Annotated in this window: 15 protein-coding genes; 10 read left to right on the plus strand and 5 right to left on the minus strand. The window is 40.2% G+C overall.

From position 1 onward, the window contains the following. The 5 genes from HMPREF0106_RS26295 to HMPREF0106_RS0125060 all read right to left on the minus strand — a co-directional run. Window positions 1-276, minus strand: a 276-nt coding sequence (locus HMPREF0106_RS26295) for an inorganic phosphate transporter (RefSeq protein ID WP_009040723.1), incomplete at its 3' end; no start/stop codon positions are given. 15 nt (window positions 277-291) lie between these two features. Next, the gene (locus tag HMPREF0106_RS05840; protein WP_009040724.1) at window positions 292-939 is read right to left on the minus strand and encodes a DUF47 domain-containing protein; all 648 of its coding nucleotides are present in this window, start codon (window positions 937-939) and stop codon (window positions 292-294) included. A gap of 77 nt (window positions 940-1,016) precedes the next feature. After that, complete coding sequence (locus tag HMPREF0106_RS05835; protein ID WP_004316898.1) at window positions 1,017-1,652, minus strand: DedA family protein; 636 nt, start codon at window positions 1,650-1,652, stop codon at window positions 1,017-1,019. Window positions 1,653-1,799: 147 nt separating this feature from the next. Further along, on the minus strand, window positions 1,800-2,231 hold the full coding sequence (locus HMPREF0106_RS05830) for a hypothetical protein (protein WP_009040725.1): 432 nt from the start codon (window positions 2,229-2,231) through the stop codon (window positions 1,800-1,802). A gap of 99 nt (window positions 2,232-2,330) precedes the next feature. Beyond that, the gene (locus tag HMPREF0106_RS0125060; protein WP_032851575.1) at window positions 2,331-3,152 is read right to left on the minus strand and encodes a GNAT family N-acetyltransferase; all 822 of its coding nucleotides are present in this window, start codon (window positions 3,150-3,152) and stop codon (window positions 2,331-2,333) included. A 167-nt stretch (window positions 3,153-3,319) separates the two neighbouring features. On the opposite strand from HMPREF0106_RS0125060, the gene HMPREF0106_RS05825 reads away from it, so the two are divergent. The 10 genes from HMPREF0106_RS05825 (at window position 3,320) to HMPREF0106_RS05780 (ending at window position 14,090) form a co-directional block, all read left to right on the plus strand. Continuing rightward, entirely contained in the window at window positions 3,320-4,579 is a 1,260-nt protein-coding gene (locus HMPREF0106_RS05825; RefSeq protein ID WP_008021409.1) for a carboxypeptidase-like regulatory domain-containing protein, read from the plus strand. A gap of 50 nt (window positions 4,580-4,629) precedes the next feature. Then, window positions 4,630-5,181, plus strand: coding sequence for an RNA polymerase sigma-70 factor (locus HMPREF0106_RS05820; protein ID WP_004316893.1), 552 nt, complete (start codon window positions 4,630-4,632; stop codon window positions 5,179-5,181). After that, window positions 5,181-6,035 carry a FecR family protein gene (locus tag HMPREF0106_RS05815; protein WP_009040728.1) on the plus strand — a complete coding sequence of 285 codons (855 nt, stop codon included), beginning with the start codon at window positions 5,181-5,183 and terminating at the stop codon, window positions 6,033-6,035. The genes HMPREF0106_RS05820 and HMPREF0106_RS05815 overlap by 1 nt, the downstream gene beginning before the upstream one ends. Before the next feature lie 21 nt (window positions 6,036-6,056). Next, window positions 6,057-7,601 (plus strand): carboxypeptidase-like regulatory domain-containing protein, encoded by a 1,545-nt coding sequence (locus HMPREF0106_RS05810; RefSeq protein WP_009040729.1) that lies wholly within the window; start codon window positions 6,057-6,059, stop codon window positions 7,599-7,601. A 61-nt stretch (window positions 7,602-7,662) separates the two neighbouring features. After that, window positions 7,663-7,839: a DUF4250 domain-containing protein gene (locus HMPREF0106_RS05805; protein WP_004316890.1), complete on the plus strand. Its 177-nt coding sequence runs from the start codon at window positions 7,663-7,665 to the stop codon at window positions 7,837-7,839. A gap of 302 nt (window positions 7,840-8,141) precedes the next feature. After that, complete coding sequence (locus HMPREF0106_RS05800; RefSeq protein WP_009040730.1) at window positions 8,142-8,681, plus strand: RNA polymerase sigma factor; 540 nt, start codon at window positions 8,142-8,144, stop codon at window positions 8,679-8,681. 4 nt (window positions 8,682-8,685) lie between these two features. Then, a complete protein-coding gene (locus HMPREF0106_RS05795; RefSeq protein WP_004316888.1) occupies window positions 8,686-9,030 on the plus strand; it encodes a hypothetical protein in 345 nt (114 codons plus the stop codon). A gap of 33 nt (window positions 9,031-9,063) precedes the next feature. Continuing rightward, on the plus strand, window positions 9,064-9,627 hold the full coding sequence (locus HMPREF0106_RS05790; protein WP_009040731.1) for a hypothetical protein: 564 nt from the start codon (window positions 9,064-9,066) through the stop codon (window positions 9,625-9,627). Between the two features lie 48 nt (window positions 9,628-9,675). Then, the gene (locus HMPREF0106_RS05785) at window positions 9,676-12,429 is read left to right on the plus strand and encodes a TonB-dependent receptor (RefSeq protein WP_009040732.1); all 2,754 of its coding nucleotides are present in this window, start codon (window positions 9,676-9,678) and stop codon (window positions 12,427-12,429) included. Between the two features lie 89 nt (window positions 12,430-12,518). Then, window positions 12,519-14,090 carry a ClC family H(+)/Cl(-) exchange transporter gene (locus HMPREF0106_RS05780; protein ID WP_008775097.1) on the plus strand — a complete coding sequence of 524 codons (1,572 nt, stop codon included), beginning with the start codon at window positions 12,519-12,521 and terminating at the stop codon, window positions 14,088-14,090. Window positions 14,091-14,423 lie beyond the last annotated feature (333 nt).

Below are 14,423 nucleotides of genomic sequence, written 5' to 3' on the forward strand. Positions count from 1 at the left end.
GGTGATGGCTGCTATGACTCCTGCCAATATAATAGGTAAAGTGATATATTGTTCTACCACCGTTTTGGATACTGTATTGGCAATACCGAATCCGCCTATGATGTATTTGGCAATGAAAAAAGCAACGAAATTGAAGAAAGCAGCCCATAGTACAGCTTGAAAGGGGGTAAGCACCCTGGTAGATACGATTGTAGCTATTGAGTTTGCTGCATCGTGAAAGCCGTTGATATAATCAAATATCAGAGCCAGAATAATGATAGTCACTAATAATTCCATGTGTTCCGGCTTACTTTATGCGTACTTTACAATCAGGTTTTTCAGAATCTTGCCTACATGCTCTGCGGCATCGGTCGTTTTCTCCAGTTCATGCATGATTTCCTTGATCTTTATCAGTTCAATGCAGTCTTTTTCTTCTTCAAATAGCCTGGTGATAAAGAATTCATATACGTCATCTGCCTGATTCTCGATTTCATGTAATCTTGAGCAATATTCCCGGAGAAGAGTCGGTTTCTTACGGAATGTTTCAAGTTCGTCCATGGCTTTACAGATGTAGGTCGCTTCTTCCTGAATCAAACGGCTCAATTCTTTGCCGTTCTCCGAGATAGGACGGGGATTGTAAATAGAGATTCGTTTGGCACAACTATTTATTCCGTCGATGACATCATCCATGCAGGAAGCTAAGTCATGAATATCTTCACGGTCGAAAGGAGTGATGAATGTAGTGCCCAATTCATCAAAAATCCGATGCGTCAGTTTGTCCCCTTCACGTTCCAGCTCTTTGATTTTCTTGTAGTAGTCTGCACGTTCTGTTGGTGAGTCATGTTGCAAGCTTTCTGTTAAAACAACGGATGCCTTACAAAGTACTTCTGAAAGTTGTTTCAGCAATGGGAAAAATTTGGGCTCTTTTGGAGTAAACCGACTAAAAAAAGAATTTTTCATAAGTGTAAAAACTTTAAATTGTTTTTTCTTCTCTATTTATATTAGTAACAAATGAATACAGATTATAGTTTGGTGTTTTAAGACTTTAGTTTGGCCCGTACTACCTCTATGATTGCAGGCAATATAGAGATGAATATGATGGCAACGATCAGCAGTTTCAAGTTCTCTTGTACAAACGGAAGGTCTCCGAAGAAATAACCGGCGTAGCAGAATATGCCGACCCAAGCCGCACCACCCGCTAAATTATACATCATAAAATAGTAATAGTTCATCTTTCCCATTCCTGCTACGAAGGGGGCAAACGTGCGTACTATCGGGACGAATCTGGCAAGAATAATTGTTTTCCCACCATATTTCTTATAAAACTCGTGTGTCTTCTCCAGATGGCTTTGTTTGAATATCTTGGAATTGGGATTATTAAAAAGCTTTCGACCGAAGAAATGTCCGATCATGTAATTGCAGGAATCGCCTAATACGGCAGCGGCAAATAAAATGATAACGAGTATATGCACACTGATAGGCATGTCAGGTAAGGCAGAAATAGCTCCTGCAACGAAGAGTAGAGAATCACCGGGAAGAAAAGGAGTGACCACTAATCCGGTTTCACAGAAGATTATAAAAAACAAAATGGCATACGTCCAGGCGTGATAATCACGCACAATCATAACCATATATTGATCGATATGAAGGATGAAATCTAATAAAAAGTCCATTTTATATACTTTGGTTGTTATGGTAAAAAAAGAATGTTATTGGCTTCCAGACCATAGTGAATACTCTTTTCACTCAAATGGAGGATGCAAACCGAAAGTGAGGCATCAAAGACTGGAATAGTCTTATGCCGGAAAAATATAAAATGGCTAAATGAGTATGTGGCCTAATGAATAGATATGATATCTATCAGAATATTTAAAAAGATTGGTATAATATGAAAAACCTGTCCATTGGTTTTGAGGAAGCTGGATCTTCAGAGAGCTTAGTATACGGATAGTGACAGAAGGAATATTGAATCGTAGTATCTTTAAAGGAGAGAGGTGGCGGAAGGAGAATGGATTTAAAACGCCATTATCGTTATTGTAATCTTGCTTTCCGGTGTATTCTTTTGTTTTGACTAGTTTCTGTTCTTTATCCAGCTGTATGATATTAGTTTTGGAGGTGTATGATTTGGTATAGGTTTGTATACTGGTACTACCGGTTTCTAACCGGTATGCCTCCTGTGCTTCATCGGAAATCAGATGGAATCCCCAATTCAGAAATACGCCTAATAGTATACAGAATATGTACTTCATCATAACGGTCGCAAAGGTAGAAACTATTTTTATATGAAATACATATTCACAAGCATAATTAACAATTATAATTGTAGCTCTATCGGGAGGTATTCATTATAGTTATGTTAACTTCTGTTGTTTACAGTGAATACAGTAGTCGTAATGCACAGTTCGCAGTTTTCCGCACTTGGGGCAGGTGTATTTATGATTTTGCCATATTAAGAAGTTTTCTTCTCCCTGTTCTTTTATGAATGTAAGATTCATAATCATACTCATTTTGTATTTGTTTTGGTATCTTGCATCTAGTGCTTTTAATCGTTTGCAAGGGAAATTTGTGCATTCAAAACAATAATACTTTTTCTTATCACATGAGAAAATAATACAGTTTTGGCAACTTTTCCGAATTTTTCCTGTTTGGGTTCTACAACCGGGGCAAGGCTTTTTTATATCTTGAAAAGCATAACATAATGCGCAGTCCATTCCACAGGGTGCGATGGAACTGATTCTGACTGTCCTCTTGAATATCATTGGCGTATAAGTTATCCCGTTAGTACATAGCTTCTCTTTAGTCTTTTCAAATCCCAGACTTTGATAAAAAGGAATGGCGTATGTGGACGAATTAACAGTCATTTCATCTACCGGACAATCATTGATAGCGAAACAGAATAATTGTCTGCCGATACCTTTGCATTGGTACTTTTTTCGGATAAAGAATAAAGAAAGATGTTTTCCTTCATTCTTCGTCCCCATAATGCCGACCAGATTCTTATCCTCAAAAGCACCGTAAATCACTAATTCATTCATCAGTTGCTCGCTGGAGATAAAGCTTTTGAATGAATTCAAACCTTCTTCATCGAAGTCTTCCGCTCCGCATTGTATATATACCTCCAATGCTAACGATGCAGCCAGGGCGTATTCGGTCTTGTCTAATTTGCGTATCATAGTGATTGCTTTTATCATTAATTTGCCGGGAAAATTACTATTAATTTCCGGATATGGTATTGAAATCTGATTTCTTTTTCTTTTTTTTGTAAAAGCTGTAGGGTATTTCCGGTTTGAGCGCTCTTATTAGTAGAAACGCAATTTATTTACCTTTAAAAAGCATCAGTATGAAGAATGTAGAAAAACACTTGGTTGGATGGCTATCAGTTTGTTTGCTGCTTTGTAGCTATCCTGTGTGGGCGCAAGGAGATGCCGGAGATTATCTTACGATTGTTGGTATGGTGAAAGACAAGCAAAATAAAAAAGCTCTGGAGAACGTAAATGTATCGGTGCATGGTAGCAATATCGGTACTGTGACCAATGCGGAAGGAGAATTTGCTTTGAAGATTAAAAAAACGGAAACCCCGCGTGAACTGGACATTTCACATATCGGTTATGTAAATACTCATATCTCTTTGGAGAAAGAAACAGCCGCTATGTTGACAGTTTGGTTGACGCCTCATTCCAATCTATTGAATGAAGTGGTGGTATTTGCCGAAAATCCACGTATAATTGTAGAGAAAGCAATCAATAAGATCCCTTTAAATTATAGTGATAAGCGTGATATGCTGACGGGATTTTACCGGGAAACCGTACAGAAAGGGCGTCGATATATCGGTATATCGGAGGCAGTGCTCGATGTGTCCAAAACAGCCTATACCAATAGAAATATAAACTATGACAAAGTACGGGTGGAGAAGGGACGTCGCCTGCTTAGTCAGAAAGCGAGTGACACATTAGCTGTCAAAGTTGTGGGTGGTCCTAATCTGGGCGTCACTTTGGATGTCGTGAAGAACAAGGGAGCGTTACTCGATTTTGAAGAATTGAATAATTACGAATTCTGGATGGCAGAATCCATGCTTATAGATAATCGTATGCAGTATGTTATTAATTTCCGCCCGAAAGTCATTCTTATGTACGCTTTGTTATATGGTAAATTGTATATCGATCGTGAACGGTTGTCATTCACCCGTATAGAAATGAGTCTGGATATGCAGAATAAATCGAAGGCGACTACCGCAATTCTGTATAAGAAACCTCTCGGTTTAAGATTCAAACCGCAAGAACTCTCTTACCTGGTCACTTATAAAGATGTAGATGGAAAAACGTATCTGAACTATATTCGTAACACAATCCGTTTTAAATGTGACTGGAAGCGGAAGTTGTTTTCCACGAGCTATACGGTAGCTTCCGAAATGGTAGTGACCGATAGAAAAGAAGGAGTATTGGAGAATATACCCAACAAAGAAGCTTTCAGCCTGAATCAAATATTTTATGATAAGGTAGACGAATACTGGAATCCGGACTTTTGGGGAAACTACAATATCATCGAACCTACGGAATCTTTAGAGCACGCAGTGGATAAATTGAAAAAGCAATCGAATTGAAACAGGGATAGTTTTCTTATATTTGAAGTCAATCATAAAGAAAAGCAAGTATGCTGGATGAACTGCTCATACTAAAAAAGATAAAGGAAGGTGACATAAAAGCGTTTGAGGAACTCTTTCGCCGTTACTATTTTCCTCTTTGCTGTTATGCGGCAGGCATTACCGGGCAGATGGCGGTAGCGGAAGAGATTGTAGAAGAGCTTTTCTATGTGCTTTGGAAAGAAAGGGAGCGCTTACAGATTTTCCAGTCCGTTAAGAGCTATCTGTACAGGGCGACTCGCAATCAATCTTTGCAGTATTGTGAACACGAAGAAGTTAGGAATAGATACCGTGAAGCAGTATTGAACACTTCCAATCCGGAGCAGTCGACAGATCCTCATCAACAGATGGAGTATGAGGAATTACAGAAATTCATAAATAACACTCTTGAAAAGCTGCCAGTCCGCAGACGACAGATTTTTGAGATGCATCGTTTGGAGGGGCGGAAATATGTGGAGATAGCAACACAGCTTTCTCTTTCAGTAAAAACAGTAGAAGCTGAAATGACAAAAGCCCTCCGGACATTACGAGAAGAAGTTGAAACTTATATTCACATGAAGTGATGAAAACAGAAATTTATAAAATAAAGACAGATCAGGCATGGAACCGATTGTATAATCGCCTGGACAATGACCGTTTACTTGCGAAAGTTGATGAAGGCCGTTCTATACGCAAACATTCACAATGGATCAGATACGGAGCAGTTGCCGCCGTTTTGATAGGCTTCGTCTGGGGAGCTTTGTATTGGATGACCGGTTCTGAAAGAGAACCGGTACGGAATTTTCTTACACAGGAAAATCAAGGCATTTCCACTTTGGCAACGACTCTTGAAGACGGTTCTGTGGTACTTTTGGCAAAGGAAACCTCCTTATTATATCCGGAGCACTTTATTGCTGATAAACGGGAAGTGAGTTTGCAGGGAAATGCTTTCTTCGACGTAGCAAAGAAGCAGGGACAACCCTTTTGGATTGATACGGAACAAGCTAAAATTGAAGTTTTGGGAACCGCTTTCAGTGTACAGAGCGATGAACATGCTCCGTTCCGTTTATCTGTACAAAGAGGGATTGTGAAAGTTACTCTAAAAAAAGGAAATCAGGAATGTTATGTAAAAGCGGGAGAGGCAGTAGTGGTGCAATCGCAACGATTAGTCGTTCTCGATGCGGATAAAGAGAATGAAGAGTGGGGGAGCTTCTTTAAACACATACGTTTTAAAGATGAATCTTTGGCGAACATTCTGAAAGTGATGAACCTGAATTCGGATAGTTTGCAGATTCAAGTGGCTTCACCTGCATTGGAGGAACGTAGGTTGACGGTTGAATTTTCTGATGAGTCTTCTGAAGTCGTAGCTACTCTGATAGCTAGCGCACTCGGTCTGCAATGTGTCCGGCAAGGGGATATTCTTTTGTTATCAGAATAAAACTCATTTAAACTTGAGAAAATGAAACAGGCTTATTGCTATCTATCCATTCTATTCATACTCTTTTTCGTAGTCGATACGATGAGAGCGGATGGGGGCGATGTATTGGAACGGATAGTTCGGCTTCCCAAGTCAAAAGGCACTGTTTATTCATTATTAGGTAATGTCTCCCAACAGTCGGGATATATGTTTATTTATGACAGTAAAGTTATTGATAATGATGCTGTCGTGAAGATAAAGGGAGGAGAACGGTCTATTCGCCAAGCAGTGTATGATATAGTAGGAGATACCGGTTTGGAGTTTCAGGTGATTGGTACTCATATTCTGATTACTCTCCCTTCGGAGAAAAAGATTCATATACAACAGGATTCCATTTCGGAGCAGCCTATTAACTTTTCCATTACCGGCACTTTGCTGGATAAGGAGACGGGTGTGCCCATCTCTTCAGCTACTGTTGGAGTGAGGCGGACATCTATCGGCAGCATAACAAATCAGAATGGAGATTTTAAACTGTCCTTACCCGATTCTTTAAAAAACGATTCGATTACCTTTTCTCATATAGGTTATCTTTCACAAGATATAGAGTTTGCTTTGTTGATTGGACGGCACAATATACTTAGTCTCGAACCTAAAGTGGTTTCTTTGCAGGAAGTAGTGATTCGTCGAAGTGAACCAAAGAAACTTTTGCGAGAAATGATTGAACGGAGGGAACAGAACTATTCGCATACTCCCGTGTATCTGACTACCTTTTATCGTGAAGGAGTTCAGTTGAAAAACAAATTCCAAAACTTGTCGGAAGCAGTGTTCAAGGTTTATAAGACATCCTCACATTCTGCAATGCCAGATCAAGTGAAGCTGTTGAAAATGAGTCGGCTAAGCAATGTGGAAGCGAAAGATAGCTTATTGGTAAAAGTGAAGTCGGGAATTCAGGCTTGTATTCAGATGGATATCATAAAAGATATGCCCGAATTCCTGATTCCCAGTATCGAGAATAGCATTTATACCTATACTTCGGAGGGCGTGACATTTTTAGAAGACCGGTTTGTAAATGTGGTGCATTTTGAACAGAAAAAAGGAATCAGTGAACCTCTTTTTTGCGGAGAACTATTCCTTGATTCTGAAACGAGCGCCTTATTGCAAGCCCGTCTGGAAGTTCATCCTGTATATGTGAAAAATGCGGCGGGTATGTTCGTCGAAAGGCGCGCACGCAACATACGCATGATTCCTCAAAAAGTGGTATATACCATTTCTTATAAACCGTGGCAAGGAACTTATTACATACATCATATCCGGGGCGATCTTCATTTCAAAGTGAAACGTACAAAAATGCTGTTTGGCAGTCGTGATCTTCATATCTGGTTTGAGATGATTACTTGCAAGGTGGAAACCGGACAGGTAGTCGCGTTTCCCCGTACAGAAAGATTGCCTACTCGTACAATCTTCTCCGACACATATTTCAAATACGATGAGAACTTTTGGAAAGACTTCAATGTGATCCCATTGGAAGAAGAAATCAGCAAACTAATAGAAAAAATCTCTTTGAAGATAGAAGAAATAGGTGATTGATTTGTTTTGCCATTCAACGGGATTGCTGTACCTTTGCCCCCGGTTTAAAAGATTGTATGTTATGGAATTACCAAAAGATCCGATGATGTTGTTCAGCGTCATCAATATGAAGTTGCGCGACTGCTATTCTTCACTTGACGAACTTTGTGAAGATATGAATGTGAACAAGGATGAATTAGTGAATCAGTTGAAAGCCGCAGGCTTTGAATATAGTGCGGAACACAATAAGTTCTGGTAATCATCTCCTTGTTTACAGCTTATAAATAGAGTATTTCTACTAAAAACATAGTGACGCTATCCGACAAAGATAGTGACGGTATGAGACAATGATGCCGTCACTATCCCGAGCATATAGCGTCACTATAATTTTCTACCTTCATCTAAACGTCATCAGGAATCATGCGTTTATTCCTATCGTATATACCGACAATGATTTCCGCCAGTTCTCCCTCTCTTGTTAATAAAAGCAAAATACCAAATCCCATATTTAACTTCACCTGCCTTCCGCGTTCTAACTAATAAAGTTCAGAAAAAGAATTGATGATAAACGAGAATAAAATTCGTGAAGCTTGTGCCTCGAATCGCGAACGGGGATTCAAGATGCTGATGGACTCTTTTCAGGTGCCGATATATAATTATATCCGTAGACTGGTTGTATCTCATGAAGATGCGGAAGATGTGCTTCAGGAAGTCTTTATCCGGGTATTCCGGCATATCGATCAGTTTCGCGAAGAAAGTTCATTGTCAACCTGGATTTACCGGATTGCGACGAATGAGAGTTTACGCTTGCTTAACGGATGTAAAGATGAGGGAGTTGTTTCCGCAGAAGATGTTCAGGAAGAGTTGATGGGCAAGTTGAAGGCTTCCGATTACATTGATTATGAGAATGAGTTGGCAGTAAAGTTTCAGGAAGCTATTTTAAGTCTGCCGGAAAAGCAACGGCTGGTATTCAACTTGCGTTATTATGATGAACTTGAATATGAAGAGATCGCCCGTGTACTGGATAGTAAAGTGGATACACTAAAAGTGAATTACCACTATGCGAAAGAGAAGATAAAGGAATATATATTAAACAGATAGAACGATGAAAAAGGATTTTGATTTTGATGATATTGGAAAACGGACACCTTACCGTACCCCCGATGGATTCTTCGAGGACGTGCAACGAAAGGTGATGGAACGTGCCGGAGTGAAGCAACAGCGGAAGTCTCATACGAAGCTGATTATTTCTACGGTGATTACCATAGCAGCCGTATGGGTCGGATTTCTGTTTGTTCCGTCTTTGCGACAGGCAGATGAGGTGACAACATCTTCTTCGAAAGTATTAGCCAATGGTACGGAACCGGTAGATAAATGGATTAAAGAACTATCAGATGAGGAGTTGGAAGAGCTCGTCAGCTTCTCTGAAAATGATATATTTTTGAATTAAGTAACTCAATTAATTATTTTAAACGTGAAGATTATGAAGACTAAATTTATTTATGTAATTTTGGCCGTTCTCCTGATGGGAAGCCAGATGACTTTGTCTGCACAGAATACGGATAATAAACAAAAAAAACAGCGTCCTACACCAGAACAAATGGTGCAGATGCAGACTAAACAAATAGTAAATACATTGATGTTGGATGATGCAACGGCAGCTAAATTTACTCCGGTATACGAGAAGTATCTGAAAGAATTGCGTGAATGTCGTATGATGACTCATAAGGCGAGAACAGAGAAAACTAAAGCACAAGGCACAGACGCTAATGCTAAGAAAGAACGTCCGTCCATGACTGACGACGAGATTGCAACCATGTTGCGGAACCAGTTTACTCAAAGCCGTAAAATGCTGGATATTCGTGAAAAGTATTACAATGAATTCAGCAAGATACTTTCGCAGAAGCAGATTTTGAAGATTTATCAGCAGGAAAAGATGAATGCTAATAAATTCAGAAAGGAATTTGACCGCAGAAAAGGTCAGAAACCGGGACAGGGACACCACCAGGGACAAAGACCTCGTGCTCCGCGTCAAGGCCAGAAATAAAGATTAGGTTTATTTTATTATAGTTTTATTTTACTAAATCAACACAATTTGAACATAGGCAGCCATATTTATTCTTTTCAGTACCGTTTGATTACTTGTTATGTCTTGTTACTGATTAGTTTGACTGTTTTTGCTCAGTCCGGCAAAGAGCGTTTTTCCGGTCGTGTGATTGATACTGAAACCAATCAGCCGGTACCGTTTGCTACGGTCCGGCTTTTGGCTTTACCGGATAGTACATTGTTGGGCGGCGGTGCTACGGATGCTATCGGTAAATTTCAACTTTCCGTTTCCGTTCCTACTGCGACTAAGGCGAAGTCTTTATTATTGCAAGTTTCATATATCGGATATAAACCTGTTTTTCATCTCATTTCCATTTCCCGCAAAAGCACCTCCTATGAATTGGGAAATATCAATCTGACTCCGGAAAGTTATGCTTTGGATGAGGCCGTAGTAGTAGGTCAAGCCCCGATGGCGGTGACGGAAGGAGATACAACAGTCTTCAATGCTTCCGCCTATCGTACTCCCGAAGGTTCAATGCTTGAAGAGTTGGTGAAACAACTTCCGGGAAGCGAAATAGATGCGGACGGTAAGTTATTGATACATGGTAAGGAGGTAAAGAAGATTTTAGTAGACGGTAAAGAGTTTTTCTCTGATGACCCGAAAGCCGCCCTTAAAAACCTTCCCGTGGAGATGGTGGAGAAGTTGAAAGCCTATGAACGCCAATCAGATTTGGCGCGTCTCACTGGGATAGATGACGGAGAGGAAGAGATGATTCTGGATCTGTCTGTGAAAAAGGACATGAAATTGGGTTGGATGGAGAATTTTATGGGAGGATACGGGAGTAAAGACCGTTATGAATTAGCCAATACCTTGAACCGCTTTCGTGAAAACTCTCAATTAACGATTATCGGGAATCTGAATAATACCAATAATCAGGGATTCTCGGAATTGCAAAATGAATCTTCAAATGCTACAGGTAATATCCGTAATCGAATGGGGCTGACTACTTCCCGTTCATTGGGACTAAACGCGACTCATGACTGGAAGCGGGTTAAATTACGCTCCAATCTTCAATACGTGGGTACAGACCGTTTGGAAGACAGCCGTACAACGGTCGACAACTTCCTTCGCGAGGATCGGTCAATCAATCTGGGCACGAACAATAGCCGGTTGCAGAATCATGAGCTGGTGGCCAATGCTTTTCTTGAATGGAAAATGGATTCTGTTACTACATTGATTTTCCGTCCTCAATATCGTTTCTCGGCCAATGACAGAGAGAATAGTGGCTTTCAGGAAGGGTGGGGGAATGATGTGTTGTTGAATGAGAGAGAGTCCTCCGGCACCAACCATAATTCTCGGTATAACCTGACGATGATGTTACAACTTAGCCGGAAATTGAGTCGTTTGGGGAGAAATGTCGCTTTGAAAGTAGACTATGGTACTAATGCTTCATCTACCGACCGGAAGAGCCTTTCCACCACCCGGTACTTCAAAAATAATACGAAGAAGATTCAGAATCAGAAAATAGAGGATGATGTGGACGGGTATAATTACCGGGTGCAACTGGTATATGTAGAACCGTTGCCGTGGCGGCATTTCCTGCAACTCCGTTACAGCTATCAGTATAGAGTGAACAATTCGGATCGTTTTGTCTATGACTGGGATAAGGAACTGGAAGAGTTTGCTCCCGACTTTGATGAAGACTCCAGTAACCGTTTTGAAAATCAATACAGTAATCACTTGGTGAACCTTGCCATACGTACTTCACAGAAAAAGTATAATTATAATATTGGAGTTGATTTTGAACCACAAAAGTCTGTCAGCCATTCTTTGTTGAGCGACGCTCCCGAAGATCAGTTGGAAAGATCAGTCATGAATTTCTCACCCACAGTCAATTTCCGTTACAAGTTTTCAAAACGTACCCGTTTGCAAATTGTGTATAGAGGAAAAGGAAAACAGCCAAGCGTACGCGACCTCCAACCTGTGACCGACCGTACCAATCCTTTAAATATCCGTGTCGGTAACCCTTCGTTGAAGCCTTCATATACGAATACGTTTACATTGAATTTTAATTCCTACAATACCAAACATCAGCGAAATATGGTAGCTACCGCTTTGTTCGAGAATACCATTAATAATGTAACCAATCAGGTGACTTATGACAGCGAAACCGGTGTGCGAACGACGTCTCCGGTCAATATGAATGGTAATTGGCGCGCCATGGGGTCTTTTTCTCTCAATACCCCTTTTAAGAATCGTAGCTGGATATTTCGCACTTACTCCTATCTGCAATACCGGAATCAGAATGGCTATACAACTCTGAATAAAGAAGAACCGGTGAAAACCTCCGTACAGCATTTAACGGGACGTGAGCGTCTACGGCTTACTTATCGTACCCGTCAAATGGAACTTACGGGGCTTGTCGGCCTGATTTATAACAATTCTTATAATGATGTGCGGGAGAAACGTACTGAAACTTTTGATTATCAGGCAGGAACCCAACTGCAACTTTATCTGCCTTGGGGGATGGAACTATATAATGACCTGACTTATTCTCTCCGCACCGGTTATGGTTATGAAGGTTATGCCAAAGAGAATTTCATGTGGAACTGCCAACTGTCAAAAGCCTTTCTAAAAAAGAAACAGTTATTAATCCGTTTCAAGATCTATGATATTCTCCATCAGGATATTTCTTTGATACGCACAATTACCGCCACCGCCATTCGTGACACGGATTATAATGCACTGGGGTCTTACTTTATGGTACACGCTATACTTCGTCTGAATATGATGGGAAGATAATTAGAAATTAAATCTTCATGAGTTTGAAAACCACAGCTAGGTTTTGATTGTTGTATGTCCTACGTATAAAACAATGTAAGGCTGGCTGAATGTTTCGACTGATAAAAAAGATAAAAGATAATGGTCGTTGGCGCATTTTTAAACTGAAGTTGATTGATGCACGACTTTACTTTGTCAGTATCTTCGTAGGATTACTGACGGGGCTTGTTGCCGTGCCTTATCATTACCTGTTACAGTTCTTCTTTAATCTCCGCCATGATTTTTTTGATTCTCATCCCAAGTGGTATTGGTATATCCCTCTTTTCCTGTTGATGTGGGGAATACTTGTATTCGTATCCTGGCTGGTGAAGAAAATGCCGCTTATTACCGGCGGGGGGATTCCGCAAACACGTGGAGTTATTAATGGGAGGGTTGATTATAAGCATCCTTTTCTGGAATTGGTTGCGAAGTTTGTGGGTGGGATACTTGCATTAAGTACCGGATTGTCTTTGGGGCGTGAAGGACCTTCCGTACAGATAGGTTCGTATGTCGGATATTTGGTATCAAAATGGGGGAGGGTGCTTAGTGGCGAACGGAAACAATTATTGTCTGCCGGTGCAGGTGCCGGATTGGCGGCTGCTTTTGCTGCCCCATTAGCTTCCTCATTGTTGGTTATCGAATCTATTGAGCGGTTCGATGCACCTAAAACAGCCATTACCACGCTTTTGGCAGGAGTCGTGGCAGGCGGGGTTGCCAGTTGGATTTTTCCCATCAATCCTTATTTTCATATAGATGCCATTGTGCCTGGAATGACTTTTTGGGGGCAGGTGAAACTGTTTCTTTTGTTGGCGGCAGTAGTTTCTGTTTTTGGAAAATTCTTTTCTGTCACTACTCTTCAGATGAAACGTATTTATCCCGCTATTAAGCATCCTGAATACGTGAAGATGCTGTATTTGCTTTTTATTGCTTTTTTGATTTCTATGGCCGAGTTTAATCTGACGGGAGGAGGGGAACAGTTCTTGCTATCACAGGCCATGCATCCGGATACACATATTCTTTGGATTGTTGGCATGATGTTGTTGCATTTCGTTTTTAGTACCTTTTCTTTTTCTTCGGGTTTACCGGGAGGAAGTTTTATCCCTACACTGGTGACAGGAGGACTTTTGGGGCAAATAGTGGGATTGATTATGGTTCAACAGGGTGTGATTGCTTATGAGAATATCAGTTATATCATGTTGATTTGTATGTCGGCATTTCTTGTAGCAGTCATTCGTACACCTCTGACGGCTATTGTCTTAATAACCGAGATTACGGGACATTTGGAAGTCTTTTATCCTTCCATTGTTGTAGGTGGATTAACCTATTACTTTACGGAAATGCTTCAGATAAAACCGTTCAATGTAATTTTATATGATGATATGATTCATTCGCCTGCCTTTAAGGAAGAGCCCCGTTATACATTGTCTGTAGAAGTAATGAGCGGGTCTTATTTAGATGGCAAGATGGTGGATGAACTTCGTTTACCGGAACGTTGCATAATTATAAATGTGCATCGTGACCGTAAGAATTGGCCTCCCAAAGGACAGAAATTAATGCCTGGAGATCAAGTTCAAATAGAGATGGACTCACAGGATATAGAGAAATTGTATGAACCTTTAGTGAGTATGGCGAATATTTATTGAGTATAGGTGTTGGCAGTATAAATTCATAACAGTATAAAAAAGAATGAAACAGTGCAGAAATGAACGAAATTTTTTCCTACTATAAAGTTGAAAAAGGTTCTTCGTCAAATTTGGTGGTAATCTCTTTTTTATTTCAACTGTCTTCTTCTTTCTTAATCCTATAAAAAGTTGTAGATATGTTTGCTTTTTAGTAACTTTAAAGACACCACATCATTAAGAGTTACAATGCAACAAGCCATATCTACAACGTACAAATATACATCAAAAAAAGAAAATACTCCTACAAATAGGGGATTATTTCATGATTTCAGATTCAGTCTTGGTTACGATAAT

Origin of the sequence: Bacteroides sp. D22, from assembly GCF_000163675.1 — a bacterium.
GTDB lineage: Bacteria > Bacteroidota > Bacteroidia > Bacteroidales > Bacteroidaceae > Bacteroides > Bacteroides xylanisolvens.